This window comes from Pseudomonas sp. GW822-FHT03F04 (genome assembly GCF_058801405.1).
The window spans coordinates 133,634-158,370 of sequence record NZ_JBXANF010000012.1; the positions used below are offsets into that span (position 1 = coordinate 133,634).

A 24,737-nucleotide genomic window follows, 5' to 3' on the forward strand; every position below is an offset into this window, starting at 1 on the left:
TTGCCGATCTATGGCGTCTACGCCCTGCCCCGGACTGACTACGCTATTAATCCAGCGTGTCTAACCTGCCGAGGATGACTGCCATGCAACGCTTTCAGAAGCTGACGCCCTGCCTGTGGTTCGACGATCAGGCCGAGGCGGCGGCCAAGTTCTACTGCTCGATCTTCGATCACTCGAAAATCACCGCCCTCACCCACTACAGCAAGGTCGGCCAGGAATTCCACGGCCGCCCGGAAGGGTCGGTGATGACCGTCAGTTTCGAACTCGACGGCCACAGCTTCACCGGGCTCAATGGCGGGCCGGTGTTCAAATTCAATGAAGCGGTGTCGTTTCAAGTCAATTGCCAGACCCAGGAAGAGGTCGACCACTTCTGGGGCAACCTGTCTGCCGGCGGCCCAGTGGAAGCCCAACAGTGCGGCTGGCTCAAGGACAAGTTCGGCGTGTCGTGGCAGATCGTGCCGGTGGCCTTCATGCACATGATGACCGACGCCGACCAGACCAAGGCCCAACGGGCGATGCAGGCCATGTTCGGGATGAAAAAACTCGACATTGCCGAACTGGAGCGAGCCTTCGCCGGCCAGAGCTAATACACTCGGGCACTGGCCTGCCGAGAACCCCAAAAATGAAAGCCGCCGCCAAGAACCCCGAACAAGCCCCGCGCTTCTGGCGCGACGACGCCCTGCCCTTCATCGAGGCCCGGGCCATCGCCGACGGGCGTGAGGTCTGCTACTCACGGCACTCCCACGCGCATTTTTCCATCGGCGCGATCACCGCCGGGCGCAGCACTTACGTGCATGAGCAATCATCGCTCGAAGTGGCGGCCGGCACCGTGGTGCTGATGAACCCGAGGGACGTCCACGCGTGCAACCCGATCGACGATCAGCCGTGGTCGTATTTGATGTTGTATGTGGAAACGCCGTGGCTGACAGATCTGCAGCATCAGTTGGGGTTCAGTGCGGAACTGGAGTTTCGGCGGTTTTCCGATACCCACTTGAATGATGCCCGCCTGTTTCGCGACTTGAATGCGTTGTACGCGATATTGGTCGACGATCAGCAAGACGTGCTGCGCAAACAAAGCGCAGCGGTGGAGTTCTTCAGCGACCTGCAACTGCGCCTGAACCCCATCGAACCACCGCTTCGCGAACCGAACTTCAAACTCGAACGCGCCGCCGACTTCATCCGCCAACACTGCACCGACCTGCTCTGCCTCGACGACATCTGCGCCGCCGCCGAACTGTCACCGTCCTACCTGATCCGCGCTTTCAAACAACACTTCGGCATGACGCCCCATGCGTTTTTGGTTAACCAGCGCATCCAGTTCGCTCGCGAGTGTTTGCGTCGCGGGCAGTTGATTGCGGATGTGGCACTGGAGGCGGGGTTTGCCGATCAGGCGCATTTTCAGCGAGCGTTCAAGCAGCATCTGGCGGCGACGCCGGGGCAGTATCGGGGATAACAACAAAACGGCCCGCAATGGGCCGTTTCGGTTTCAGCACTCAGACACGGGGCTCAGCCGTCACCTCCAGATTATCCAGCACCCGATTCACCGCCAGTTCCCCCAGCATGATCAACTGCGCAATCCCCAACAGCACATGCCGCTGCGGCGCGTCGAGCATCCCGGCGAAATCGCTGGCCATGGTTTTGGCCGAGGTCAGGGTTTCGCAGGCGTCGGCGAGCAGCTCTTCATTCGGGATGCCGGGGGCGATGAGGTAGCGGGTGTTGGGTTTGAGCAGCGGTTTTCTGGGGTGGAACGGATTGAGGTAGTGGTCGAGGGCGCGGTCGGCGGCTTCGTGGAATTTCTTGGAGTCGAGGGTTTCGTAGGGTGAGGTCGGATCGGTTTCGGGTGGGTTTGGCGTTGGTTTGATCATGGTAAAACTCCCTGATTGATGGAGCTGCCACGGTTCGCTGCGAAACGAAAGGAGGTGACAGCTGTACGCGGGTTCGCAGACCGGGAATCAAGGAACCCGGCATACCCGAAGGTATCCCGCGCACAACCGCCATTACGCGATCAGCCAAAAAAAGCTGAACGGAAACGACGCCCTGGGCGCCTTGATTTATCCGGGCTGCGAAACCCGGTCGCTGATTCGTCAGCGACCGACACACGATAAAACCCGGCCCCAAGGCCCACAAGCCGGCGGATTCTGGCGGATGCGTAGGCAATGGCGCAAGGTGTTGTGGCTTGCCGGACGCATCCTTAAACACCTTTAAACCCAGCGCCTGCCACGCTTACGGCAGCAACAGATACCCCGCACTCACTGCCAACAACAGCGCCATCACCCGATTGAACAAACGCATCCCCGCCGGGTTGCCCAGATAGCCGCGCAGAAACGTCCCGGCATACACCCAGCAACCCACCGACAGATAACAGATCACCAGATACACCGCTGCAAACTGCCACACCAGCCGCGCCTCGCCATCAGCGACAAACGCGCCCATCCCCGCCACGCAGGCCAGCCACGCCTTGGGATTGAGCCATTGCATCACCGCGCCGTAGAGCATCGACGGCGCCCTGCCCGATTCTCCCGTATTCAACTGACCGTTATCGGTGGCCAGTTTCCAGGCCATGAACAACAGAAACGCCACCCCGGCCAGTTGCACCACGCGGGTCAGCGACGGCCACAGCGTAAGCACTTCATGCAATCCCAGTCCCATCAACACCAGCAACAACACAAACCCCAGCGTCGCCCCCGCCACATGCCGCTGACTGGCGCGAAAGCCGAACTGCGCACCCGAACTCAACGCCACGATATTCACCGGCCCCGGGGTAATGGACGCGACCAGGGCAAACGCCGCCATCGACACAATCAGACTCATCGCACACCTGCTTCAAATCGAGGAACAAGGCGCTCACAGTAGCCAGCACACCACCCGGCGGTATTGAACGAAATTACCCCCGTATCCGTAGACCCACTACGCTGTAGCTCTGCGACCACTCTCGACTGGAAGTCTGCCCTCGATGATTCTGATTCTGCTGCCCGCCGCCGATTACGACCCCACCGAAAGCAGCGTGCCCTGGCAGGCATTGCGCAACGCGGGCATCGAGGTGCGTTTTGCCACCCCGCAAGGCTTGCCCGCCCACGCCGACCCGCGGCTGGTGGACATCGGGTTCGGTCTGTTGAGTTCGATGCTGATGACGCGCAAGGCCGACCTCGACAGTTACACGCAGATGATCGAATCCGAAGCGTTTCGCCAGCCGCTGGCGTATGCCGATGTCGACACGACCCGGTTCGACGGTTTATTGATTCCCGGCGGTCATGCCAAAGGGATGCGCACGCTGTTGGAGTCCACGCAGGCCCGGCAGATCGCCCTGCAATTTTTCAAGGCTGAAAAACCCGTGGCAGCGGTGTGTCATGGCGTGTTGTTGCTGGCCCGGACGCTCGATCCGGAAACCGGGCGTTCGGTGTTGTTCGGGCGCAAGGTGACGGCGCTGCTCGCCGCAACCATGGAGTTGCCGGCGTGGCTGATGACCGCAGCCTGGCTGGGGCGCTATTACCGCACCTACAAACAGACGGTCGAGGCAGAAGTGAAAACCGCACTGGCCAGCAAGGCCGATTTCATACGCGGCCCACTCATCGCCAAGCGAGACTGCGCGCAGTCACCCCACGCGGGATTTGTGGTGCGCGACGGCCAATTGCTGACGGCGCGCTGGCCCGGCGATTGCCATCGATTCGCCGCCGAATGGGTGGCCCTGTTGCAGGCCACCCGACGCGAGCCGGTACTCAGTCCAGACGTGGCACGGTGAAGCGGAATTCGCTGCCCTGTCCCGGCTCGCTCTCGGCAACAATCCGCCCGCCATGGGCCTCGACGATGCCTTGTGTGATGTACAGGCCCAGCCCGGTGCCGTTCGGATTGCCTTCCTTCACCGTCCAGTAGCGGTCGAACACGTGCGGCAAGTGATCCTTGGGGATGCCTTCGCCGCTGTCGCGCACCGTGAAGACGATGTCGTCACCGACCGATTTGGCATACACATCGACCGTGCCCAGACGCGGGGTGAACTTGATCGCATTGCCGACCAGATTCGACAGCACCTGAAACAGTCGCTCAGGATCGGCATGGATGCTCAGATCGGGATCGGCCTCGAACGAGATGCTGATGTCCTTGTCCAGCGCCAGTGGCGCGAGCAGTGATTGGGCTTCTTCGAACATCTGCGCGACGTCGAGTTTCTGCGGCGCGATGGTGTAGCGCCCGGCGTCGATTTTCGAGGTATCGAGCAAGTCCTCCAGCAGCGTGTTCATACGCCCGGCGGCTTGTTGCATGGTGTCGATAGCCGTCGAGATGCGTCGCGAGGTGTGCGGCCCGTCTGAGCTGAAAGCCTTCTGCATCATGCCGCACAGCATCGAAATGACGGTCATCGGGTTGCGCAGATCGTGGGAAACCACAGCGACAAGCTCATCACGGGCGCGCACCGCTTCCTGCTCGCGGCGCACCTGACGGGCCAGATCATTTTCCAGCGCCGAGCGACGCAGGTCGTTGGCAGCGAACAGATCGCCGTGGCTCCACTTGGTGGAAATTCCGGCCATCTCGACCTTCCAGATTTCGAACGAAGTACGCGGTCGCAGACGCAGGCCCGCGTCGGAGTTTTCCAGGTCCAGCGGCTTGCGCGGGTCACCGCTCCAGTTGATGTTCTCTTTGACTTCCGGGCGGAACCACAGCACGCCGTTGTCCACCGGTTTGGGCAGGCTCATGGCGAGCACACCGCTGGCGACCTGCTGATAGTGCGCGGCCGGCGGATAGACGCTGGCCAGGTGATGACTGGCAAACACCGGCTCGCCGCGCTCCTGCAGCCACTTGTGCAGCGCACGAATCGCTTCCGGCTCCGGGCAGTTGCCGTAACGGTGCAATTGCTTGTCTTCGATGATCGCAATACCGCCGGCATTGGCCAGCGCCATCAGGACTTGTGGCTGGTTGGCCAGGCCATCGAAGACGTTCTGCGGCGAATCGATCATCGCTTGATTGAGCAACGCCAGCGCATCGACCTTTTCTTCGCGCTGACGGCTGACTTCCAGCGCTTCCATCGCGCTGATCTGTAGCGACAGCACCTGGCCGATGGTCTGGCATGCCGTGCGCAACTCATGGGGTACGTGCAGCGGCTGACGGTTGCCGCAACTGATCAGGCCCCAGAGCCGGTCGCCCTTGAGCAGGGAAATGCTCATCGAGGACAGCACGCCCATGTTCTTCATGTACTGGCAGTGGATCGGCGACACGCTGCGCAGTGTGGCGAAGCTCAGGTCCAGCGGGGTCTGGGTGTCCGGGCGCAACTTGGGCAGCAGCGGCACCGGTTGGTAGTCGGCATTGGGAATGATCCGCAGCCAGTTGGTGCGGTACAGCTCGCGGGCCTGCTCGGGGATGTCGGACGCGGGAAAGAATAATCCGTTGAAGACTTCCATCGACGGATCGGACGCTTCGGCGATGACCTGGCCGTGGCCCTCCTCCTCGAAGCGATAGATCAGCACCCGGTCGTAACCGGTCATGGCCTGGATTTCCTTGACGCTGATGTCGTACAGCGCCTGCAGGCTCTGGGCCTTTTGCAGACGCGCGAGCATCCGCCCCAGGTGGGTTTCGGTGCCGGCGACGTTGCGCGGCTGGAAGTTTTCGACGTGGATTTCCAGCTCCAGAATCAGCACATCCTGATGCCGGTGCAGCAAGCCTTCGAACGCCGTGCCATTAAGGCGAAAGTGCAGCGGCGACGCGTCGGACAGGGTCGGCTGCTGCAAGGCTTCGCGAACCTGCGCGGCGTGGGCATCGCCGATCAGGCTTTGCAGTGGCTGGCCGATCAGTTTTTGCGCCGGGCGCGCCAGCAAAGTCTCGACGTTGGCGCTGATCTGGATGATCGAAAGGTCCGGCTCGCTCAGGGTCAGCAGCAACCCGTGAGGCTGGATCGCGCCGGGAAAGCGGATCGGCTCGTCGGCGCAATTGGCCAGCAACTCTTCAAAGGCTTCTTTGTCTTGCGGGGTCATACCAGAACCTCCTGGCTTTCGAGCCAGCGCTCGAAACAGCTGAATGTGGTGTGGGCGGCCGTCACAACGGCTTCACGCTCGACGGCGTCCATCGAGCGACTGCCCAGGTATTCGATGAAGTCGCGCCAGCGCCGACCGGTGGCTGCGCCGTAGATGTCCAGAAACGCTGCGCCGTTGTCCGCACCCAGGCTCAGCCGCGAAGCGATTTCCCGGCGCAGGATCTGCCCGCCGAGGGTCGCGCCTTCCAACACATACAGCACGCCCAGACACGCGGCGGCGGAGTCAATGGCGGGCAACTGGCGGCAGATCGAAAAGTCCTCGTCGTTTGCGCCCAACGCTTGCAGGTCGCGTTGCAGGGTCGGCGCCTTGAGGCGTGAAATCAGATCGAAATCGGCAGGGATTGCACCGCTGTTCTGCAATGCGCTTTCCAGTGGCTGATAGAAACCGTAATAGGCGCGCATCAGTCGCTCGAAAGCCTGCAGATCAAGGGTGTCGGAGAAGAAAGGAAGGCGTTTTTCCAGAGCAATGTGCAGTTCGGCCGTGCCGGCGCGCAGATCCTGCAACACCGGTGGTACATGAACCTCGCGGGCCTTTGCTTGCATGTAGTCGCTCGTACAGTGGGCCGCCTGGGGCCATGGGGGGATGGAAAAGCATGGCGCGAAAGCTTACACGGCCAAGGCGTTTTCTGACCGGTTGATGGGTTTTTCTGCCGATTCCATCACCCTGTGACGAATTCAGAGTTGGCGGGGCGGCAGAAAGTTCGACCGCGTTGACAAGTGTCACGCGGTCTACAAGCTGCCATCACTGACGGGCAAACGTCCGATTGCTTAACCGGCCGCTTTACCTTGCCTCATCCTGAAGATTTGCATGGGCACACTGACCGCGAGCCCGATCAGCACGAACTTGAGGTATCGGTAGATTTCCCAGTGCTCGGCCACTGCTCCGACCGCGACACCCAGACCGATTGCAAGCACAACAACAAAAAACTTTTCCACTGACTTCATCCTGAATTGATGCTCCTGAGTTCACAGGTCATGCCTGGGTACCCTTGATATCGCCGGGTCGAAGAATCGACTCGACGTAAAGATAACGTTCGCCCCCGATAGAAAAACAGTCATTTGTCTCTCGCGTGCACCAACGCCTGTACCGTGACACTACTGCGTGACTGTACCGGGCGCAGGTACGCGGCATCGTGATAAAAATAACGCTCCCGTCACCGGAGCTCGCGCCATGGATCTCGCCACCCTCGCCCTGTTTCTGCCCGCCTGCTTTGCCTTGAACATGGCACCCGGCCCGAACAACCTGCTATCGGTCAGCAACGCCACCCGTTACGGCTATCGTCGCGCCTGTGTGGCGGGTGTCGGTCGGCTGCTGGCGTTCGCCGGGATGATCGCCCTCGCGGCGGCGGGGCTGGCGGTGGTGCTGCAAACGTCTGAGTTGTTGTTCTATGGGATCAAGATTGTCGGCGCGGGGTATCTGCTGTATCTGGCGTGGCAGCTGTGGCGGGCCAATCCTGCCGCTGAAGACGCCGTTAAGGCGCCGGCGAGCGGACTTCTGGCCCTGGCACGTCAGGAGTTTTTAGTAGCCGCAGGAAATCCCAAGGCAATTCTCATCTTCACCGCATTCCTGCCGCAATTCGTCGACCCGGCCCGCGCCATCACCCCGCAATTCATGCTGCTGGGCGCGCTGTTCCTGCTGCTGGAATGGATCGCCATCAGCGCCTACGCGTATATGGGCCTGCACATGCGCCGCTGGTTCGCCGAGCCGCGCGGCAAACGGATCTTCAACCGTTGCTGCGCGGGGCTGTTGTCGGCAGCGGCTTCGGTGTTGCTGATGGCCAAACGCGCCTAAGCTTCGGACGGGCCTTTGAGCTCGACCTGATTGCCGTCCGGATCGAAGCAATACAGCGACAAGCCGTTGCCCTCGGCGCCGAAACGGGTGGCGGCCTTGTCGACGGTCAGGCCGCAGGATTGCAGGTGGCTGACCAGCGCCTCTTCATCGAACGGCTCGATGCGCAGGCAAAAGTGATCGACATTGCGCCGTTCGTTGCCGGCAGCGGCGCCGCCTTTGCGGCCGATTTCCCCGTCGAGGTCGACCAGGTCGATCATCGACGTACCGGCACGCAGGTGCACCAGACCGAATTTTTCGTTGCGCTTGACCACTTCGGCACCGAAGACCCGGTCGTAGAAATCAATGCTGCGTTGCAGATCCGCAACGCGCAGCACGATGTGATCGATGTGGTGAATCGTGAACGGTGGCATACCTTCATTTCCCGAGTTGTAGCGACCCGATCACTGTAGTGCAGCGGCCCGAAAATTCACTGTCGATTTTTCGGTGGAGCCATCGAATAACTGGTTTTATCCTCGGCCCATGAACATACAGACCGCTGCCCTGCCCCCTCACGCCGAAATGGTTCGCGCCATGCTCGCAAGCGACACTGCCTATGAAGGCGTGTTCTTCACGGCCGTGAAAACCACCGGGATCTTTTGCCGCCCAACCTGCACGGCGCGCAAGCCGAAACCGGAAAATGTCGAGTTCTTCGCCCACGCTGACGACTGCCTGTCCGCCGGCTACCGCGCCTGTCTGCGTTGCAAACCGCTGGACGCTGCAGCCATCGCCCCGGACTGGGTGCAACGGCTGTTGAAAGCCGTCGACGCCGATCCGGAGCTACGCTGGAGCGATGCGCAATTACTCGCCGAGGGCATTGAACCGCTGAAGCTGCGGCGCTGGTTCAAGCAGCATTTTGGCATGACCTTTCATGCGTGGCTGCGCACCCGCCGGCTCGGAGTGGCGTTGGGCGGGATCAAGCAAGGCACGTCCATCGACCACGCGGCGTTCGACTCCGGTTATGAATCCCTCAGCGGTTTTCGCGATGCGTTTCAGAAATCGTTCCACATCACGCCGGGACGCGCAGCGGCCAGCGAACCGCTATTGTTCACCCGCCTGACCACGCCGCTGGGGCCGATGATCGCCATGGCCGAACGACGCGGGTTGGTGCTGCTGGAGTTTCTCGACCGCCCGGCGCTGACCCGCGAAGTCGAAGAATTGCAAAACCGCTACGGCTACGTGGTCGCGCCGGGACACAACGCGCATTTGCAACAGATCGAAAACGAGCTGGCGCTGTACTTCGCCGGCAAGCTGAGCGAGTTCAGCGTGCCGTTACACCTGCCGGGCAGTGAGTTTGCCCGCCAGGTCTGGAGCGAACTGCGGCAAATCCCCTATGGCCACACCAGCACTTACGGCAGCATCGCGGCACGGCTGGGCAACCCCGGCGCCAGTCGCGCGGTGGGGCTCGCCAACGGGCACAATCGGCTGTCGATCGTGGTGCCGTGCCATCGGGTGATCGGTGCGGACGGCTCGCTGACCGGCTATGGTGGTGGGCAACCGCGCAAGGCGTTTTTGCTCAGGCTGGAAAACGCTGCCGTGCAACTGACGCAACCGCTGGCTTTCTGAACAACCGACAAGAAGGGATCTCGATGAACGCGCTCGACACACAGTTTCACCAGTTGCACCACGATGGCCTGCTGATCCTGACCAACGTTGCCGACGCCACGGGCGCGCGACTGGTCGAACAACTCGGCGGCAAAGCCGTCGCCACCAGCAGCGCCGCGGTGGCCTGGGCCCACGGTTATCCGGATGGCAACACCTTGCCGTTGGAGCGTTTGATCAGCACCGTGGAGTCGATTGCCCGTGTCATCAAGGTGCCGTTGAGTGTGGACATCGAGGCCGGTTATTCCGATGACCTCGACCGGGTCGCCGAAGTGATCGATGCGGTTGTCGCAGCGGGTGCGGTCGGGATCAATATCGAAGACGGCAACGGCACGCCGGAACTGCTGGCGCGCAAGATCGAAGTGGCACGACAAGTCGCCGACAAGCGCGATGTGAAGCTGTTTATCAATGCCCGCACCGATGTTTACCTCAAAAGTCTGGTGCCAGCCGAGGATCGCGTCGCCGAAACCCTGCACCGCGCGGCGCTGTACCAGGCAGCCGGGGCCGATGGTTTGTTCGCCGCCGGCGTGACTTCCGCCTATGAAATCGAAGCCATCTGCAAAGGCACGACGTTGCCGGTCAACGTTCTCGGCTTCGCTTGCCTGCCCTCCCCCGAAGAGTTGGTCACCCTCGGCGTGCGCCGCTTGAGCGCGGGTTCCGGGATCGCCGAGTTCATGTACGGCGCCATGGGCTCACTGGTGAAAAGCTTCCTCGCCAGCGGCAAGCTCGATACCCATGACCTCAAGGCCTTCACCTATGGCGAAGTCAACGGTCTGCTGAAGTAAGCCATGCCCGATCCCTACCAACCGGCCAGCGAGTTTCTGGCCAGCCTCGACGCCGACTGGCAGCGCCACATCGCTGCGGTCGGCCCTTGCCTGCATCAACCGCATCCGGCACGCGATCCCTATGAATCGCTGGTGCGGGCGATTGCCTATCAGCAACTGCATGCCAAGGCTGGCGATGCGATTGTCGGGCGGTTGGTGGGGTTGTTTCCCGGGCAGACGTTTCCGCGTCCGGAGCAGATTCTGGCGACAGACTTCGATCGGTTGCGCGGTTGCGGGTTTTCGGCGGGCAAGATTGCGACGATTCAGGGGATTGCCCAGGCGACCCTGGACGGCGTGGTGCCGGATTACGCCACGGCGCTGGCGATGGAGGATGAGGCGCTGATTGAACGCTTGATCAGCCTGCGCGGGGTTGGCCGCTGGACAGTGGAGATGTTGCTGATTTATAGCCTGGAGCGGCCGGATATTTTGCCAGCGGATGACTTTGGTGTGCGCGAGGGGTATCGGCGGTTGAAGGGGCTGGAGGTGCAGCCTACGCGCAAGCAGATGATTGAGATCGGGTTGGGGTGGCGTCCATTTCGCACGGTGGCGGCGTGGTATTTGTGGCGGGTGCCAAAAGCGCCCTCACCGTAAGTGAGGGCGGCTTTCAAAGGCCCGATTTCAACCGACTGAACGCCCGAATCAAAGCCCGATTAAACACCTTCCCATTATCATTCTTGCTATACAACGAAGCCCTCACCGCCTCAGGCGGATACGTCCCCGGATCATTTCGAATCGCCGGATCGATCAACCCGTCCGCCGCCGTAATCGCGTTGGCGTAGTGAATGGTGTCAGTGATCGGCGCGATCACCTCAGGCGTCATCAAGTAATCCATCAATGCCAGTCCGGCCTCGGGATGCGGTGCATCCTTGGGAATGACCATGGCGTCGAACCAGATCAGCGTGCCCTCCTTCGGAATCCGGTAATTCAACTTGAATGGTTTGTGCGCCGCTTCGGCCTGCCCCGCCGCAATCGCAACGTTGCCGTTCCACGACATCGCCACGCAGGTGTTGCCGTTGGCCAGGTCGCTGATGTTCAGGTCGTTGTCGAAATAGCGGATGTACGGGCGGATCTTCGCCAGTTGCTGCTCGGCGAGTTTCAGGTCATCGAGGCTCTGGCGGTTGATGTCCAGGCCCATGTACTTCATGACCGCCGCGAACACTTCGTTCGGATCGTTGAGCAGGCTCACCCCGCAATCGGCGAATTTCGACACCACCGCCGGATCGAACAGCATCGCCCAACTGTCCCGTGGCGCCTCCGGCAAGCGCTGCTTCACGGCTTCTTCCTGATAGCCGACGCCAGTAGTGCCCCAGGCGTAGATCCCGGCGTAGCGGTTGCCCGGATCGAACACCGCCATGTGCTGACGGAATTCGTCCCCAACCCCGGCAAAGTGCGGGAGCTGCTGCTTGTTCAAAGTCTGGATCGCGCCGCTCTCGATGGCTCTCGACAGGTGCTGGCCGGCGGTCAGCACCAGGTCGTAGCCGCTGCGGCCGGTGAGCAGTTTGGTTTCGACGGTTTCCAGTGAATCGAAGTGATCGGCGACCACCTGAATGCCGGTTTTTGCCTCGAAATTCTTCAGGGTGTCCGGGGCCAGGTACTCGCCCCAGATATACAGATTGACCACCGGTTTCGCCGTCTCGGCAGCCTGCACACACAGGGGTGCAAGCACCAGCAATAACGCTTTACTCAGTTTGTGCAGGCCCATGGTCAGGCTCCTTTTTTCTGGCCGGCGTATTGCGGCATGGTGATGCACGCGACGTTGCCGCCACCGAGCAGGATTTCCCGGGAGTTTTCGATGCCGACGATCTTGTGCTGCGGGAACAGTTCGGCGAGGGTCGCCAGCGCCACCTGATCGTTGCGATCACCGAACAACGGCACCACGATCGAGCTGTTGCCGGCGTAGTAGTTGATGTACGACGCACAGATCTTGGTGCCGGCCTGACGGGTGTGGGTGCTGTCCTGCTGATCGAGGCCTTCGGCTTCTTCGGCGGTACACTCCAGCACGTCCGGTTGCGGAAGCTTGTGCACGATCAGCTCGCGACCACGGCTGTCGCGGGTGCTGCGCAGGATGTCGTAGGCCTCCTGATAGATTTCCCATTGCGGATCGTCACGGTTGTCGGTCCATTGCAGCACCACTTCGCCGGGGCGCACGAAGCACGCGAGGTCGTCGACATGGCCGTCGGTTTCGTCGAATTTGCAACCGCGCGGCAGCCAGATCACTTGCTCGGCGCCAAGGTAGTCAGTCAGCCGCCGGGTCACTTCATCCTTGCCCAGGTGCTGGTTGCGATTGCGGTTGAGCAGGCATTGCTCGGTGGTGAGGATACTGCCCTGGCCGTCGCTCTGAATGCCGCCGAGTTCGGCAATCAATGGCGCGCGATAACGGTCGAAACGTTCGATTTCGAGGATCTTGCTGGCGATCTGATCGTCCTTGTCCCACGGGTAGTAGAGGCCGCCATCGAGGCCGCCGTAGGCGTTGAATTCAAAATCGACGCCACGCACTTCACCGCTCTGATCATTGACCACAAAGCACGGGCCGCTGTCGCGAAACCAGGTGTCGTTGCAAGTCATCTCCACCACCCGCACTTGCGGTGGCAACTGGCGGCGGGCGGTGGCGAACTGCGCCGCCGAGGCGCAGACCGTCACCGGTTCGCTGTGAGAGATCGCGGTGACGATCTGCACCCAGACTTTCTGTGCAGGCTTGGCACCGTTGCGCCAGACGTCGGTGCGCTCCGGCCAGCCGAGCCAGCAACCGGACTTGGCTTCGAATTCGCCGGGCAGACGGAAGCCGTCCTGTTTCGGGGTGGTGTCGAGCAAACGTGCCATGGTCAAACCTCGTCATCGGGATGGGAATGACCTCAGGCTACGGTCGCGAGCGGTCGGCTCGCCAACGATGATTATTTCGGAACAGTTGAATTCAACTCATCAATCCGCCAGTTGATCGTTGAACCATTCCAGCATCTGCGCCACCGCCGGACGCTCCAGCCGCACCCGCTCGCAGACCAGCGCGTATTGGCCCAGCGCGGTCATGCTGGAGGTGAACGGTCGCACCAGACGCCCGCTCTGCAAATCCTCCTGCGCAGTGAGGTTGTCGCCCATCGCCACGCCCTGCCCTTGCGCCGCCGCTTCCAGCGCCAGCCCGGCATGGGCGAAATACAACTGGCGCTCCGGGCGCAAATCGCCGGCATGGCTGGTCAGCCACGCGGTCCAGGTCTTGCCGTCCTGATCGTCGTGCAACAGGCAATGCCGGGCCAGGTCCTTCGGGGTTTTCAGGTTGCCCTGGTTGAACAGGCCGGGGCTGCACACCGGGAAGAACTGCAACGCCGGCAACGGACGGACGAAATACGCGCTGCTGTCCACCGGGCCGGTGCCGTAAGTGATCGCCAGGTCAATGTCTTCGCCGGGTGCGGTGGCGTCGATCGGTTGTTCGTAGAGATGCAAAGTGATGTGCGGATAACGCGCGTAGAAATCGGTGAGACGATTCATCAGCCACTTCTGCGCCAGCTCCGCCGTGACCGCCAGGCGCAGCACAGCGAGCGAGGACGGATCGCGCAACTCGTCGCAGGCATCGCCGATCAGTTCGAAGGCTTGTTGCAGGCTCTGCATCAGGCGCCCGGCGGCGATGGTCGGGCGAATCTGCCGGCCCTCGCGAATGAACAGCGACACGCCCAGTTGTTCTTCGAGCTGGCGAATCTGATGGCTGACGGCGCTGTCGGTGACGCACAGCTCGGCTGCGGCCCGGCCGAAATGCGCGTGGCGGGCGGCGCATTCGAAGGTTCTCAGGGCGGCCAGGGAAGGTAGTCGGCGCATGGGTTTGGGTCCCTTTTTTTGCGGACATGCTGACCGGGCTTTTCGCGGGCGTCCAGTTGTACCGCGTTATCGTTCGGCCGGGATTGAGCCGGTAGCCGCCTTCACAGTCTTTGACAGTTTCCCGACAAAGCTGCCAAAGATTGCCGGCCAGCCCCCGCCTAGCATGGCGCATCCACATTTCCCTCGGGTGCCCCATGCCGGTTTCGTTGCGTACGTTCTCGCTGTCCCTGACCTCCCTTTGCCTGCTGCTGCCCGGCGACTCGCTGCGTGCCGAAGACTGGCACACCACGCTGCGCGCCGGGGCTGCCAGTGCGCCGCGCTACAGCGGCAGCGATGAGCGGGTGGTGGCGCCATTGGTGGGTGTCGAAATCGTCAGCCCCTACGGCGTGTTCCTCGACACTAGCCGAGGCCTGGGCTGGGGTTTCGATGAAGAGGATTTCGGGCTCAGCGTCTACGTCGGTGCCAGCGACGTGCGCAAGGATCGCAAGACCGGATTCAAAGGCTCGGACGAGCTCAACGGCATGGGCTCGATCAAGTCGCGCCCGGTGATCGGGCTCGACGGGACCTATCACATGGGCCCGATCATCCTCGGCGCGAGCTTCGAGCATGCGCTGGAAAAGGATGACGATGACCACGACACCGGTTCGGCCTGGAACCGCCTCAAGCTGAGCATCAGCGCGCCGTTCTACGAAGGGCGTTTCGGCAAAGTGGTCGGCGGTCTGAACAGCCAGTTTGGCGACAGCAACTACATGCGTACCTGGTACGGCGTCAGCGATGCGCAGGCCTCGCGCAGCCAGTTCCGGGCGTACAAGGCCCGCGCCGGGTTGATCAGTCGCGGCGCGGACCTGACGTGGTCATTGCCTCTGGACAAACAATGGAGCGTCTCGACAGTGCTGGCGGTGCAATACCTGAACCACGAGGCGGCCGACAGCCCGATTGTCGAACGTCGGCTGCAGACCTCCCTCGCCGGGCAAGTGGCCTACACCTTTTGATCGCGCTCAGAACAGCTCGCTGAACGGAATGAAACGCAGTGGATCACCCATTCGCAAGGTGCTGTTCTCCGGGATTTCCACCAGCCCGTCAGCCCAGGTAGCGCCGAGCAGAACCCCGGAACTCTGGTTCGGATAGAGCGCCGCCTGCCCGCCCTCCAGGCGCACCCGCAGGTACTCGCGGCGACTGCCGGGTTTCGGCCAGTCGAACCCGGCATTGACGGTGAAACTCAGCGGCATCACCTCTTCCACGCCTTGAATGCGCAGCAGGTACGGGCGCGCCAACAGGCCGAACGTCACCAGCGCCGAGGTCGGATTGCCTGGCAGACCGATCACCGGCACCGTGCCGAAATGGCCAACCGTCAATGGTTTGCCGGGCTTGATCGCGAGCTTCCACAACAGCGGCTTGCCGTTGTCGCGCAGCACCTGGCCGAGGCAATCGGCATCGCCGGCAGACACGCCGCCCGTGGTCAGAATCAGGTCAGCGGCCACCTGCAATTGCTCAAGCTTGAGTCGGGTCTGCGCCGGACGATCCGGCAGGATACCCGCGTCGATCACCTCGCAACCCAGTTCGCGTAACCAGTGATCGAGCAAGGTGCGATTGCTGTTGTAGATGCTGCCGGGACGCAGCGGTTGCCCCGGTTCCACCAGTTCATCACCGGTAGAGAGCAACGCCACACGCGGTCGGCGCACCAGCGGCAAATGGGTCATGCCCTGCCCCGCAGCCACCGCCAGTTCGAACGGGCCAAGGCGTTTGCCGGCGCGCAGCAAAGTATCGCCAACGCGGTTCTCCTGGCCCTGGGCACGGATGTTCTGGCCGACCTTCAGCGGTTGCAGAAACCGCACCCGGCCGTCCTCCAGCACTTCGACGTTTTCCTGCATCTCCACGCAATTGGCGCCGGGAGGCAGCGGTGCGCCGGTGAAGATCCGCGCGCAGGTACCGGGCAGCAAGGCGTCCGGCGCCAACCCGGCGTAGACCCGTTGCGAAACATTCAACGGCTGACGGTGCAGATCGGCGAGGTTCAAGGCGTAACCGTCCATGGCACTGTTCGGCCACGGCGGCAGATCGAGGGTGGCGACCAGATCGCTGGCCAATACTCGCCCGCGTGCCTCATTGAGCGGCACTGATTCGCTGTCCGGCAGGCGTTGTTCATTGGCCATCGCCAACAGTTGGTCGAGGGCGTCCTCGACCGGCATCAATGCAGCCTTGCTCATCCCCGTGGCCCGCAGGCTTGCACCGGCTTGAGGTGCGGGACGAAGTTGCATGGGCGGTGACGGTTATCCAGTTGCTCGGCGAGGATGCCTTCCCACGCCGTGCGGCATGCGCCGGTGGAGCCCGGCAGGCAGCACACCAGCGTGCCGTTGGACAGGCCCGCCAGCGCGCGGCTTTGTACGGTCGAGGTGCCGATGTCGAGAATCGAGATGGCGCGGAACAGTTCGCCGAAACCGTCGATCTGCTTGTCCAGCAGGCAGGCTACCGCTTCCGGGGTGCTGTCGCGCCCGGTGAAACCGGTGCCGCCAGTGATCAGGACCACCTGGATGTTGTCGTCGGCAATCCAGTGCGCGACCTGGGCCCGGATCTTGTACAGGTCGTCCTTGAGCAGGTTGCGTTCGCTCAACGTGTGGCCAGCCTCCAGCAGACGGCTGACCAACAACTGGCCGGAAGTATCGCTGGCGTAATCGCGGGTATCGCTGACCGTCAGCACGGCAATATTCAAGGGAACAAACAGGGCATCCGCTTTAACACTCATGGCACTCTCCGGCATTCGCCAATTCAATTGGGCCAGAGCCTAAGTGCCACTTATGAAGACTGTCTAATCACTCTAACCAACCGCATTATCGACCCGCTCTATCGGTCATTTTTCCACGAACGTCGACTACCGTTCGCGCCAATGAAACCGGCCGTCATCGAAACCCTCGATAGCCTCTTCAACGCTTCCGATTGGACGTAAAACGCGATCAATGGGATCGTCACCCCCTGCGCTTTCCGTGCGCCGTACGCATCTGCGTCAATACTCAATCAAAATTCTCAATCGAGCAGGTGCCATCGTGGACATCAAACAACTCAAGTTCCTGATCGCGCTGGACGAAACCCGTCACTTCGGCCAGGCCGCCGCGCGTTGCCACATCACCCAGCCGACCCTGTCGATGCGCCTGCGTAATCTGGAAGACGAGCTGGATCTGGTACTGGTCAATCGCGGCCAGCGCTTCGAAGGTTTCACCCAGGCCGGCGAACGCGTACTGGCCTGGGCCCGCACGCTGCTGGCCGCCCACGACGGGTTGTTCGCCGAAGCCGCTGCCTGCCGGGGGCAACTGGTCGGCAGCCTGCGCCTGGGGCTGGTGCCGCTGAGCAACTTCAATCCGGTCAATTACATTCAGGGTTTGTCCGCGATCTATCCGGAACTGAAATACAGCCTGTCGTCGCTGAGTTCCAACGAAATCATCGAAGGCCTGGGCAACAATCAGCTGGACCTGGGCGTGTGTTATCTGGATCACGTCAACCCGAACTACTTCGATTTCTTCGAGATCGGCGAAACCCGCGTCGGCCTGCTCTACGACACCCGCCACTTCCATTTCGAAGGCCCGGAAATGAGCTGGGAAGACGCCGCCGAACTGCCGCTGGGGATGATCACCACCGGCATGCATTACCGCAAATCCATCGACCTGAGTTTCCGCAGTCGCGGCCTCAACCCGCAGCCGATCATGGAAAGCGACTCGACCTATCAACTGTTGCAGGCGATTCACCAGGGTTTCTGCTGCTCGATCATGCCGCTGGACAGTGGTCTGCAAGAGCCGATCGAACACCTGGCCTTCATCAACCTGCCGGATGCCAGCGTACTCGCGCCGCTGGGGCTGGTGATGCGCAAGACCGAACCGCGCTCGGCAATTGCCGAGAAGTGTTTTGCCGAGGCGCGCAAGATGTTCGGGATCGAGGCGCCTGCCGTTTAACCCCCCTCAAGTAGCCTGAAACGTTGCACTTCGGTGCAACGCTTTCAACTTCGCCAGCGGTGATCGACCAATCCAATCACTGCATCGGAACAAGCGATTGGACGCACTTTTCGCTGCCCCGTAGCCTGAACTCACTTCAGCGCTTCGGGGACTTTCAAGATGCTGTGCCAAGTTGAACAAACCATCGAACCGGGCGACGCCAACGCCCCCGCGCCACAACCTTCGCCAGTGGCTTACCGCGAATACCTCGACGATGCGCCTGTGTCCCACGCGGCGCTGGCGGCGGAGATCGCATTGGCCATCAGCTACAACGGCTTGAATCAGGCGGTGATGATGGTCTCGCCGGGCAACATCGAGGACTTCATTCGCGGCTTCAGTCTGAGCAACGCCATCGTCGACAGCCTCGACGATATCCACGACATCCGTCTGACTCACTTTGACCAGGCCTGCCAGGCCGACGTGCAGATTTCCAGCCGTGCGTTCTGGGCCCTGAAAGATCATCGCCGGCAGATGGCGGGCACCAGCGGTTGTGGCCTCTGCGGCGTAGAAGCCCTGGAGCAAGCGCTGCCGCAACTGGAGATCCTGACGCCGACACCGTTGCCACCGGCCGCGCATTTCGAGGGCATCCGCCAACGCATCGAACAAGCCCAGCAACTGGCCCGCAGCAGCGGCGCCCTGCACGCGGCGCTGTACTTCGACACCGACGGCGAAGCGCTGCTGTGCCGCGAAGACATCGGCCGCCACAACGCCCTCGACAAGTTGATCGGCGCCCTGCAATTCGAAAACCTCGATGCGCGTCAGGGCTTCGTCGTGGTCACCAGCCGTTGCAGTCTTGAATTGATTCACAAAGCGGTGCGCGCCCGTCTTGGCACCCTCGTCAGCCTGTCCGCCCCCACCGCGCTGACCGTGCGCTGGGCGCTCAAGCACCGCTTGAACCTGATCCACGTCCCGCACCGCAACGCCCCCCGAATCTACAGCCCGATCCAGGAGCAAACCCCATGAGCGACACCCTCACCCACCTCGACGATCAGGGCCGCGCCAACATGGTCGACGTCAGCGACAAGGCCGCGACGCGCCGCGAAGCCACTGCCCAGGCCTGGGTGCAGATGCGTCCTGAAACCCTGCAAATGATTCAGTCCAACGGCCACCCCAAGGGCGACGTGTTCGCCGTGGCGCGGATCGCCGGGATTCAGGCGGCCAAGCGCACCCACGAGTTGATTCCGCTGTGTCATGCGCTGCTGCTCAGCTCGATCCACGTCGAACTCAAGGCCTGCGAACCGGACCGCGTACAGATCACCAGCACCTGCCGCCTCACCGGCCAGACCGGCGTCGAACTCGAAGCCCTGACCGCCGCCAGCGTCGCCGCGCTGACGATCTACGACATGTGCAAAGCGGTGGACCGGGCGATGGTCATCGGCGACATCCGTCTGCTGAGCAAACAGGGCGGCCGCTCCGGCCATTTTCAATGGGAGAACCCACAATGATTCTGATCAACTACTTCGCCAGCTACCGTGACCGGCTCAATCTGGGCGGTGAAAAGATTCCGGCCAGCAGCGCCCTCGCCAGCGTAGAGGACGTGCGGCAGATGCTGATGCAGCGTGGCGACTTATGGCGCGAAGTGCTCGGCGCCGGCAACCTGATGTGTGCGGTGAATCAGGAGCTTTGCCAGCCGGATCAGGCGATCGAGGATTTCGACGAGATCGCGTTTTTCCCACCGGTCACGGGAGGTTGAGCCATGGGCGTTCGAGTCCAGCGCAAAAACTTCGATGCCGGTCAGTTGATTGCGGATTTGCATGCACGCAATCCACGGGTGGGCGCAGTGGTGAATTTCATCGGTTACGTGCGTGATCTGAATGTCGGCCAAACGGTTAACGAACTGTTCCTCGAACACTATCCGGGCATGACCGAGAAGGCTTTGGAACAGATAGCCGAACAGGCCCGCGAGCGCTGGCCGCTGCTGGCGGTGGAGATCGTGCATCGGGTCGGCGCGCTGTCGGTGAGCGAGCCAATCGTGTTTGTCGGCGTCAGCAGCAAACATCGGCATGCGGCATTCGAGGCCTGCGCGTTCATCATGGACGTGCTCAAGACCCGCGCCCCGTTCTGGAAGCGTGAGACCACGCATGAGGGCTCGCATTGGGTTGAGGCGCGGGAAAGTGATCAGAATGCGGCGTTTCGCTGGAGTCTGGCGCATGCCTGACGGGGCACTGTCGGATGCAACAAAAGCCTGATTAGATAGCGGTTCCCGACGATTCGAACGTGGAGCCGCACTTGAGCACAACGCCCCCCGAGGATTTGCCCCGCCCGCAAGCCGTCAGCCTGCGCCAGGCCTGGCCCTTCTGGCTCAAGCTCGGCTGCATCGGTTTCGGCGGCCCCGCCGGGCAGATCGCGATCATGCATCAGGAACTGGTGGAACGCCGGCGCTGGATTTCCGAGCGACGCTTCCTGCATGCACTCAACTACTGCATGTTGCTGCCCGGCCCGGAGGCCCAGCAACTGGCGACCTACATCGGCTGGCTGCTGCACCGCACGGGCGGCGGCGTGCTGGCCGGGGCGCTGTTTGTGTTGCCGTCGCTGCTGATCCTGATTGCCCTTTCCTGGATTTATATTGCGCTTGGCGACGTGCCGGTGGTGGCCGGGGTGTTTTACGGGATCAAACCGGCGGTGACCGCGATTGTGTTGCACGCGGCCCATCGCATCGGTTCGCGGGCCTTGAAGAACAGCTGGCTGTGGGCGATTGCCGGAGCAGCGTTCGTGGCGATTTTCGCCTTCAACGTACCGTTCCCACTGATCGTGCTCGGCGCGGCATTGATCGGGTATTTCGGCGGACGCTGGGCGCCGCAGCGGTTCAACCACGGCGGTCATCGTGGCAGCGAAAAATCCTTCGGCCCGGCACTGATCGATGACGACACGCCAACGCCCGAACATGCACGGTTCAGCCTGCCGAGGCTGCTGCGTCTGGCGCTGGTCGGCGCGTTGCTGTGGTGTCTGCCGATGGCGCTGCTGACGGCGCTGTTCGGCTGGAACGGCACCTTCACGCAGATGGGCTGGTTTTTCACCAAAGCGGCGCTGCTGACCTTCGGCGGCGCTTACGCGGTGCTGCCCTATGTGTATCAAGGCGCGGTCGGGCATTACGGCTGGCTGACGCCGACGCAGATGATCGACGGCCTGGCCCTGGGCGAGACCACGCCGGGGCCGCTGATCATGGTGGTGGCGTTTGTCGGGTTCGTAGGGGCTTACGTGCAACCGACGTTCGGCCCGGAGCATGCGTTTGCCGCCGGTGCGCTGGCCGCGACGCTGGTGACCTGGTTCACCTTTCTGCCTTCGTTCCTGTTCATCTTCGCCGGCGGACCGCTGGTGGAGTCGACCCACAACGAACTGAAGTTCACCGCACCGCTGACTGCGATCACCGCCGCCGTGGTCGGGGTGATCCTCAATCTGGCGTGTTTCTTTGCCTATCACGTGTTTTGGCCCCAGGGTTTTGCCGGGCAACCTGACGTCTTTTCTCTGTTGCTCGCGGCGGCGGCAACCCTCGCGCTGTTTGTGTTCAAGCGCGGGGTGATCGAGGTGTTGATCGTTTGCGCCCTCGTCGGGCTGGGGTTTCACCTGTTGCGCTGAACCCGGGGCTTGTCATGCCCTCCGGAATCAGGCGTTTACTTATCCGGGAGTTCCCCCTTACTATCCAGCCACACCGGCATGGCGGGACACTCCCGCCGCCGACGTTTTCCGCCAACGGAAACACGCGTCATGAGCACGTCACTACAACAATCAGAATCGTTGAACGTCTCTGCACTGTGCGCCCTCCTTCACAGGGGCCGCGCATGAATCGCATCGTCAATCTCCCAATGGCCCTGAGCCGTTCCAAGCTGCGTCACTCCGCACGCCCGCCGGATATCTGCCTGTCCGTCTGATCGCGCCGTTAAAAACCGCGACAGTCCCCCTCTTTTTTCGATATCCCTGCCAGGACGCCCGCGCCTATTGCCGAGCTGCGTCCGGCCCGAATCTGCGCGCCTGTGCGGCGCCATCGTGAGTGATTATGAAATTCGCAGCCATTGAAGACGCCCGTCATTTTCTCGATCAAAACCCCGACATCGACATGATCGAGCTGTTCATCCTCGACGCCAACGGCGTGCCCCGCGGCAAGTTGTTGCACCGCGAAGAACTGCTCGCCGTGTACGAAAGCGGTCGCCCGCTGCCGAGCACCATCCTCGGCCTGACCGTGCACGGCGAGGACGTGGAAAATTCCGGTCTGGTGTGGGACGTCGGCGACATCGACTGTCGCGCCTACCCGCTGGAAGGCAGTCTGGTACGCCTGCCGTGGCGGCAGATTCCGACGGCTGCGGTGCAGGTCAGCATGCACCCGGAACAAGGCATGCCGGCGAGCATTGCCGACCCGCGTCACTTGCTGATCAACGTGATCGACCGCTTGAAAGCCGAGGGTTACCACCCGGTGATGGCCTGCGAACTGGAGTTCTATCTGCTCGACGCCAAACGCGATCACAACGGTCGTCCGCAACCGGCGCTGGATGCCGACGGCGGTCGACCGAGGCACACGCAGGTCTACGGTTTGCGCGAGCTGGAGCAGATCGAACCATTCCTCGCCGACCTCTACAGCGCCTGCAAACTGCACGGCATTCCGGCGCGCACGGCGATCTCGGAATACGCACCGGGTCAGGTGGAAATCACCCTCGAACACGGCGATGCGCTGGAGGCGATGGATCAAGCGGTGCGCTACAAACGGCTGGTCAAAGCCGTGGCGCACAAGCACGGGATGCAGGCGACGTTCATGGCCAAGCCGTTCGATCACCTGGCCGGAACCGGCATGCACATGCACGTCAGCCTCGCCGATGCCGAGGGGCGCAATCTGTTTGCCTCCGAAGATCCGGCCGGCACGCCGCTGTTGCGCACGGCGATTGGCGGGATGCTCGCCTCCTTGCTCGATTCGCTGCTGCTGTTCTGCCCCAACGCCAACTCCTACCGTCGTTTCCAGGCCAACAGCTACGCGCCACTGGCGCCGACCTGGGGCGTCGACAACCGCACCGTCAGCCTGCGCGTGCCCGGCGGCCCGGCCAACACCCGGCACATCGAACACCGCATCTGCGGCGCCGATGCCAACCCGTATCTGGCAGCGGCGGCGATCCTGGCGGGCATTCATCGCGGCATAAAAGAAGACATCGATCCGGGCGAACCGGTGCAAGGCAATGGCTATGCGCAGGCGAAAGAATTGCTGCCGACCGACTGGCTGACCTCGCTCACGGCGCTGGAACAATCGGTGTGGGCGCGTGATGCACTGGGACAGGCGTTTCTCGGGGTGTATCTGGCAGTGAAGCGTGCGGAATACCGGCAGTTCATGGCCGAAGTGGGTGAGCAGGACTGGCGCTGGTATCTGACCGAAGCCTGATCCGTTCTTCCTCTTTTTGCCTTGGATACCGACATGACTGAACGCAGCAATTCCTACTACACCGCCACCCTCAACCGCGACACCGACTACCCGACCCTGCAAGGTCGGCACAAGGTCGATGTGGTGATCATCGGCGGCGGTTTCACTGGCGTCGCCACCGCCGTCGAACTGGCCGAAAAAGGCCTGAAAGTCGCCATCGTCGAAAGCCACAAGATCGGCTGGGGCGCCACCGGGCGCAACGGCGGCCAGGTCACCGGCAGCCTGTCCGGCGACGGCGCGATGCGCAAACAGATGCGCAATACGCTGGGCGATGAAGTCGACGACTTCATCTGGCACCTGCGCTGGCGCGGGCACGAAATCATCCAGCAACGGGTCGAGAAATACGGAATCGATTGCGACCTCAAGCACGGCCATTTGCACGCGGCGTACAAGCCGAGCCACATGGCCGGTCTGCGCAGCGACTACGACGAAGCCGTACGCCGAGGCATGGACGATGAGGTCAGCCTGCTCGACCGCAGCCAGGTGCGCGACCTGCTGCAAAGCGACCTCTATCACGGCGCGATCAAGAACACTCGCAACATGCACCTGCACCCGCTCAACCTGTGCATCGGCGAGGCACGGGCAGCGGAAAGCCTCGGCGCACTGATCTTCGAAAACAGCGAAGTGCTGGAGATCATTCACGGCGACAGCCCGGGTGTTCGCACGGCCCACGGCCGGATCGACGCCAGTCAAGTGCTGCTGGCCGGCGACGTCTACCACAAGCTCGAACCGGGCCAGCTCAAGGGCAAGATCTTCCCGGCCATGGGCGGCATCGTCACCACCGAACCGTTGGGGAATCTGGCCAAACAGATCAACCCCGAAGACCTCGCCGTGTACGACTGCCGCTTCGTCCTCGATTACTACCGCCTCACCGCCGATGGCCGCCTGCTGTTCGGCGGCGGCGCCAACTACAGCGGCAAGGACTCACGGGACATCGCCGGCGAACTGCGGCCGTGCATCGAACAGACCTTCCCGGCGCTCAAGGGGGTGAAAATCGACTACCAGTGGAGCTGCGCGATGGGCATCGTCATCAACCGCATTCCGCAACTGGGCAAGCTTTCGGACAACGTCTGGTATTGCCAGGGCTACTCTGGCCACGGCATCGCCACGACCCACATCATGGGCGAAATCATGAGCCGGGCGATCACCGGGCAGATGCAGCAGTTCGACACGTTTGCCGCGTGCTCGCACATTCGGGTGCCGATGGGGGATCTGCTGGGGAATCCGATGCTGGCCGCCGGCATGTGGTACTACCAGATGCTGGAAAAACTGCGCTGATTGAACGGGCCCC

General features: G+C 62.1%; 27 protein-coding genes. 16 read left to right on the forward strand and 11 right to left on the reverse strand.

Annotation, left to right across the window (positions count from 1 at the left end; all coding sequences use genetic code 11):
* The first annotated feature begins 83 nt into the window (after nucleotides 1–83).
* Both AC1RMX_RS25520 and AC1RMX_RS25525 read left to right on the forward strand, forming a co-directional pair.
* Nucleotides 84–587 carry a VOC family protein gene (locus AC1RMX_RS25520; protein WP_273540876.1) on the forward strand — a complete coding sequence of 168 codons (504 nt, stop codon included), beginning with the start codon at nucleotides 84–86 and terminating at the stop codon, nucleotides 585–587.
* A 35-nt stretch (nucleotides 588–622) separates the two neighbouring features.
* The gene (locus tag AC1RMX_RS25525; RefSeq protein WP_493073410.1) at nucleotides 623–1,453 is read left to right on the forward strand and encodes a helix-turn-helix transcriptional regulator; all 831 of its coding nucleotides are present in this window, start codon (nucleotides 623–625) and stop codon (nucleotides 1,451–1,453) included.
* A 40-nt stretch (nucleotides 1,454–1,493) separates the two neighbouring features.
* Here the strand turns inward: AC1RMX_RS25525 and AC1RMX_RS25530 are convergent, their stop codons facing one another.
* A complete protein-coding gene (locus AC1RMX_RS25530; protein ID WP_493073412.1) occupies nucleotides 1,494–1,865 on the reverse strand; it encodes a DUF6124 family protein in 372 nt (123 codons plus the stop codon).
* A 358-nt stretch (nucleotides 1,866–2,223) separates the two neighbouring features.
* Nucleotides 2,224–2,811, reverse strand: coding sequence for a LysE family translocator (locus AC1RMX_RS25535; RefSeq protein ID WP_096820512.1), 588 nt, complete (start codon nucleotides 2,809–2,811; stop codon nucleotides 2,224–2,226).
* A 142-nt stretch (nucleotides 2,812–2,953) separates the two neighbouring features.
* Between AC1RMX_RS25535 and AC1RMX_RS25540 the strand changes: the two genes are divergently transcribed.
* Nucleotides 2,954–3,739 (forward strand): type 1 glutamine amidotransferase domain-containing protein, encoded by a 786-nt coding sequence (locus AC1RMX_RS25540; RefSeq protein WP_493073413.1) that lies wholly within the window; start codon nucleotides 2,954–2,956, stop codon nucleotides 3,737–3,739.
* Here the strand turns inward: AC1RMX_RS25540 and AC1RMX_RS25545 are convergent.
* The 3 genes from AC1RMX_RS25545 to AC1RMX_RS25555 form a co-directional block, all read right to left on the reverse strand.
* On the reverse strand, nucleotides 3,717–5,954 hold the full coding sequence (locus tag AC1RMX_RS25545) for an ATP-binding protein (protein ID WP_493073414.1): 2,238 nt from the start codon (nucleotides 5,952–5,954) through the stop codon (nucleotides 3,717–3,719). The genes AC1RMX_RS25540 and AC1RMX_RS25545 overlap by 23 nt on opposite strands.
* Nucleotides 5,951–6,556 carry a biliverdin-producing heme oxygenase gene (locus tag AC1RMX_RS25550; protein ID WP_493073415.1) on the reverse strand — a complete coding sequence of 202 codons (606 nt, stop codon included), beginning with the start codon at nucleotides 6,554–6,556 and terminating at the stop codon, nucleotides 5,951–5,953. Before AC1RMX_RS25550 ends, AC1RMX_RS25545 begins: the two co-directional genes overlap by 4 nt.
* A gap of 225 nt (nucleotides 6,557–6,781) precedes the next feature.
* The gene (locus tag AC1RMX_RS25555) at nucleotides 6,782–6,949 is read right to left on the reverse strand and encodes a hypothetical protein (protein ID WP_493073417.1); all 168 of its coding nucleotides are present in this window, start codon (nucleotides 6,947–6,949) and stop codon (nucleotides 6,782–6,784) included.
* Between the two features lie 235 nt (nucleotides 6,950–7,184).
* On the opposite strand from AC1RMX_RS25555, the gene AC1RMX_RS25560 reads away from it, so the two are divergent.
* Nucleotides 7,185–7,805: a LysE family translocator gene (locus tag AC1RMX_RS25560; protein ID WP_096820508.1), complete on the forward strand. Its 621-nt coding sequence runs from the start codon at nucleotides 7,185–7,187 to the stop codon at nucleotides 7,803–7,805.
* Here AC1RMX_RS25560 and AC1RMX_RS25565 read toward each other — a convergent pair.
* Nucleotides 7,802–8,215: a VOC family protein gene (locus AC1RMX_RS25565; RefSeq protein ID WP_493073418.1), complete on the reverse strand. Its 414-nt coding sequence runs from the start codon at nucleotides 8,213–8,215 to the stop codon at nucleotides 7,802–7,804. The two genes, AC1RMX_RS25560 and AC1RMX_RS25565, sit on opposite strands and share 4 nt — an antisense overlap.
* A gap of 109 nt (nucleotides 8,216–8,324) precedes the next feature.
* Between AC1RMX_RS25565 and AC1RMX_RS25570 the strand changes: the two genes are divergently transcribed.
* The 3 genes from AC1RMX_RS25570 to AC1RMX_RS25580 are packed head-to-tail and all read left to right on the forward strand — an operon-like array spanning nucleotide 8,325 to nucleotide 10,858.
* Nucleotides 8,325–9,407 (forward strand): bifunctional transcriptional activator/DNA repair enzyme AdaA, encoded by a 1,083-nt coding sequence (locus tag AC1RMX_RS25570; protein ID WP_493073420.1) that lies wholly within the window; start codon nucleotides 8,325–8,327, stop codon nucleotides 9,405–9,407.
* Between the two features lie 23 nt (nucleotides 9,408–9,430).
* Nucleotides 9,431–10,228 (forward strand): isocitrate lyase/PEP mutase family protein, encoded by a 798-nt coding sequence (locus tag AC1RMX_RS25575; protein ID WP_273537212.1) that lies wholly within the window; start codon nucleotides 9,431–9,433, stop codon nucleotides 10,226–10,228.
* 3 nt (nucleotides 10,229–10,231) lie between these two features.
* Nucleotides 10,232–10,858 (forward strand): DNA-3-methyladenine glycosylase family protein, encoded by a 627-nt coding sequence (locus AC1RMX_RS25580; protein WP_493073421.1) that lies wholly within the window; start codon nucleotides 10,232–10,234, stop codon nucleotides 10,856–10,858.
* Between the two features lie 13 nt (nucleotides 10,859–10,871).
* Here the strand turns inward: AC1RMX_RS25580 and AC1RMX_RS25585 are convergent, their stop codons facing one another.
* The 3 genes from AC1RMX_RS25585 to AC1RMX_RS25595 all read right to left on the reverse strand — a co-directional run bounded on the left by AC1RMX_RS25585 (nucleotide 10,872) and on the right by AC1RMX_RS25595 (nucleotide 14,071).
* Nucleotides 10,872–11,969 carry an extracellular solute-binding protein gene (locus AC1RMX_RS25585; protein ID WP_493073422.1) on the reverse strand — a complete coding sequence of 366 codons (1,098 nt, stop codon included), beginning with the start codon at nucleotides 11,967–11,969 and terminating at the stop codon, nucleotides 10,872–10,874.
* A 2-nt stretch (nucleotides 11,970–11,971) separates the two neighbouring features.
* Nucleotides 11,972–13,087: an agmatine deiminase gene (gene aguA, locus AC1RMX_RS25590; protein ID WP_493073424.1), complete on the reverse strand. Its 1,116-nt coding sequence runs from the start codon at nucleotides 13,085–13,087 to the stop codon at nucleotides 11,972–11,974.
* A 99-nt stretch (nucleotides 13,088–13,186) separates the two neighbouring features.
* The gene (locus AC1RMX_RS25595; RefSeq protein ID WP_102621920.1) at nucleotides 13,187–14,071 is read right to left on the reverse strand and encodes a LysR substrate-binding domain-containing protein; all 885 of its coding nucleotides are present in this window, start codon (nucleotides 14,069–14,071) and stop codon (nucleotides 13,187–13,189) included.
* Nucleotides 14,072–14,265: 194 nt separating this feature from the next.
* On the opposite strand from AC1RMX_RS25595, the gene AC1RMX_RS25600 reads away from it, so the two are divergent.
* Nucleotides 14,266–15,063 carry a MipA/OmpV family protein gene (locus tag AC1RMX_RS25600; RefSeq protein ID WP_096820500.1) on the forward strand — a complete coding sequence of 266 codons (798 nt, stop codon included), beginning with the start codon at nucleotides 14,266–14,268 and terminating at the stop codon, nucleotides 15,061–15,063.
* Between the two features lie 6 nt (nucleotides 15,064–15,069).
* On the opposite strand, the gene AC1RMX_RS25605 is transcribed toward AC1RMX_RS25600, so the two are convergent.
* The gene (locus AC1RMX_RS25605) at nucleotides 15,070–16,275 is read right to left on the reverse strand and encodes a molybdopterin molybdotransferase MoeA (RefSeq protein ID WP_096820499.1); all 1,206 of its coding nucleotides are present in this window, start codon (nucleotides 16,273–16,275) and stop codon (nucleotides 15,070–15,072) included.
* The gene (gene moaB / locus AC1RMX_RS25610; RefSeq protein WP_065260324.1) at nucleotides 16,272–16,811 is read right to left on the reverse strand and encodes a molybdenum cofactor biosynthesis protein B; all 540 of its coding nucleotides are present in this window, start codon (nucleotides 16,809–16,811) and stop codon (nucleotides 16,272–16,274) included. Before moaB ends, AC1RMX_RS25605 begins: the two co-directional genes overlap by 4 nt.
* A gap of 298 nt (nucleotides 16,812–17,109) precedes the next feature.
* Between moaB and AC1RMX_RS25615 the strand changes: the two genes are divergently transcribed.
* The 8 genes from AC1RMX_RS25615 to AC1RMX_RS25650 all read left to right on the forward strand — a co-directional run bounded on the left by AC1RMX_RS25615 (nucleotide 17,110) and on the right by AC1RMX_RS25650 (nucleotide 24,724).
* On the forward strand, nucleotides 17,110–18,009 hold the full coding sequence (locus tag AC1RMX_RS25615) for a LysR family transcriptional regulator (RefSeq protein WP_096820498.1): 900 nt from the start codon (nucleotides 17,110–17,112) through the stop codon (nucleotides 18,007–18,009).
* A gap of 159 nt (nucleotides 18,010–18,168) precedes the next feature.
* On the forward strand, nucleotides 18,169–19,011 hold the full coding sequence (gene fdhD, locus AC1RMX_RS25620; RefSeq protein ID WP_493073425.1) for a formate dehydrogenase accessory sulfurtransferase FdhD: 843 nt from the start codon (nucleotides 18,169–18,171) through the stop codon (nucleotides 19,009–19,011).
* Complete coding sequence (gene moaC, locus AC1RMX_RS25625) at nucleotides 19,008–19,493, forward strand: cyclic pyranopterin monophosphate synthase MoaC (protein WP_085698780.1); 486 nt, start codon at nucleotides 19,008–19,010, stop codon at nucleotides 19,491–19,493. The genes fdhD and moaC overlap by 4 nt, the downstream gene beginning before the upstream one ends.
* Complete coding sequence (locus tag AC1RMX_RS25630; protein ID WP_096820496.1) at nucleotides 19,490–19,741, forward strand: MoaD/ThiS family protein; 252 nt, start codon at nucleotides 19,490–19,492, stop codon at nucleotides 19,739–19,741. Before moaC ends, AC1RMX_RS25630 begins: the two co-directional genes overlap by 4 nt.
* 3 nt (nucleotides 19,742–19,744) lie before the next feature.
* Nucleotides 19,745–20,206: a molybdopterin synthase catalytic subunit MoaE gene (moaE, locus tag AC1RMX_RS25635; RefSeq protein ID WP_493073426.1), complete on the forward strand. Its 462-nt coding sequence runs from the start codon at nucleotides 19,745–19,747 to the stop codon at nucleotides 20,204–20,206.
* A 71-nt stretch (nucleotides 20,207–20,277) separates the two neighbouring features.
* Nucleotides 20,278–21,624: a chromate efflux transporter gene (chrA, locus tag AC1RMX_RS25640; RefSeq protein WP_493073428.1), complete on the forward strand. Its 1,347-nt coding sequence runs from the start codon at nucleotides 20,278–20,280 to the stop codon at nucleotides 21,622–21,624.
* A 418-nt stretch (nucleotides 21,625–22,042) separates the two neighbouring features.
* Nucleotides 22,043–23,407, forward strand: a complete 1,365-nt coding sequence (locus AC1RMX_RS25645) for a glutamine synthetase family protein (protein WP_493073429.1) — start codon at nucleotides 22,043–22,045, stop codon at nucleotides 23,405–23,407.
* Between the two features lie 33 nt (nucleotides 23,408–23,440).
* Nucleotides 23,441–24,724, forward strand: coding sequence for an NAD(P)/FAD-dependent oxidoreductase (locus AC1RMX_RS25650; protein WP_493073430.1), 1,284 nt, complete (start codon nucleotides 23,441–23,443; stop codon nucleotides 24,722–24,724).
* The last annotated feature ends 13 nt before the right edge of the window (nucleotides 24,725–24,737 follow it).

Bases quoted from the DNA above. Each gene is read 5' to 3' on its own strand.
- AC1RMX_RS25560 (WP_096820508.1), top strand. From the start codon at position 7,185: ATGGATCTCGCCACCCTCGCCCTGTTTCTGCCCGCCTGCTTTGCCTTG.
- AC1RMX_RS25545 (WP_493073414.1), bottom strand. From the start codon at position 5,954: ATGACCCCGCAAGACAAAGAAGCCTTTGAAGAGTTGCTGGCCAATTGC.
- AC1RMX_RS25525 (WP_493073410.1), top strand. From the start codon at position 623: ATGAAAGCCGCCGCCAAGAACCCCGAACAAGCCCCGCGCTTCTGGCGC.
- AC1RMX_RS25535 (WP_096820512.1), bottom strand. From the start codon at position 2,811: ATGAGTCTGATTGTGTCGATGGCGGCGTTTGCCCTGGTCGCGTCCATT.
- AC1RMX_RS25550 (WP_493073415.1), bottom strand. From the start codon at position 6,556: ATGCAAGCAAAGGCCCGCGAGGTTCATGTACCACCGGTGTTGCAGGAT.
- AC1RMX_RS25585 (WP_493073422.1), bottom strand. From the start codon at position 11,969: ATGGGCCTGCACAAACTGAGTAAAGCGTTATTGCTGGTGCTTGCACCC.
- AC1RMX_RS25575 (WP_273537212.1), top strand. From the start codon at position 9,431: ATGAACGCGCTCGACACACAGTTTCACCAGTTGCACCACGATGGCCTG.
- AC1RMX_RS25580 (WP_493073421.1), top strand. From the start codon at position 10,232: ATGCCCGATCCCTACCAACCGGCCAGCGAGTTTCTGGCCAGCCTCGAC.
- AC1RMX_RS25650 (WP_493073430.1), top strand. From the start codon at position 23,441: ATGACTGAACGCAGCAATTCCTACTACACCGCCACCCTCAACCGCGAC.
- AC1RMX_RS25565 (WP_493073418.1), bottom strand. From the start codon at position 8,215: ATGCCACCGTTCACGATTCACCACATCGATCACATCGTGCTGCGCGTT.
- AC1RMX_RS25630 (WP_096820496.1), top strand. From the start codon at position 19,490: ATGATTCTGATCAACTACTTCGCCAGCTACCGTGACCGGCTCAATCTG.
- AC1RMX_RS25645 (WP_493073429.1), top strand. From the start codon at position 22,043: ATGAAATTCGCAGCCATTGAAGACGCCCGTCATTTTCTCGATCAAAAC.
- AC1RMX_RS25530 (WP_493073412.1), bottom strand. From the start codon at position 1,865: ATGATCAAACCAACGCCAAACCCACCCGAAACCGATCCGACCTCACCC.
- AC1RMX_RS25605 (WP_096820499.1), bottom strand. From the start codon at position 16,275: ATGAGCAAGGCTGCATTGATGCCGGTCGAGGACGCCCTCGACCAACTG.
- moaB (WP_065260324.1), bottom strand. From the start codon at position 16,811: ATGAGTGTTAAAGCGGATGCCCTGTTTGTTCCCTTGAATATTGCCGTG.
- AC1RMX_RS25520 (WP_273540876.1), top strand. From the start codon at position 84: ATGCAACGCTTTCAGAAGCTGACGCCCTGCCTGTGGTTCGACGATCAG.
- moaC (WP_085698780.1), top strand. From the start codon at position 19,008: ATGAGCGACACCCTCACCCACCTCGACGATCAGGGCCGCGCCAACATG.
- AC1RMX_RS25540 (WP_493073413.1), top strand. From the start codon at position 2,954: ATGATTCTGATTCTGCTGCCCGCCGCCGATTACGACCCCACCGAAAGC.
- AC1RMX_RS25570 (WP_493073420.1), top strand. From the start codon at position 8,325: ATGAACATACAGACCGCTGCCCTGCCCCCTCACGCCGAAATGGTTCGC.
- fdhD (WP_493073425.1), top strand. From the start codon at position 18,169: ATGCTGTGCCAAGTTGAACAAACCATCGAACCGGGCGACGCCAACGCC.
- AC1RMX_RS25600 (WP_096820500.1), top strand. From the start codon at position 14,266: ATGCCGGTTTCGTTGCGTACGTTCTCGCTGTCCCTGACCTCCCTTTGC.
- moaE (WP_493073426.1), top strand. From the start codon at position 19,745: ATGGGCGTTCGAGTCCAGCGCAAAAACTTCGATGCCGGTCAGTTGATT.
- AC1RMX_RS25595 (WP_102621920.1), bottom strand. From the start codon at position 14,071: ATGCGCCGACTACCTTCCCTGGCCGCCCTGAGAACCTTCGAATGCGCC.
- aguA (WP_493073424.1), bottom strand. From the start codon at position 13,087: ATGGCACGTTTGCTCGACACCACCCCGAAACAGGACGGCTTCCGTCTG.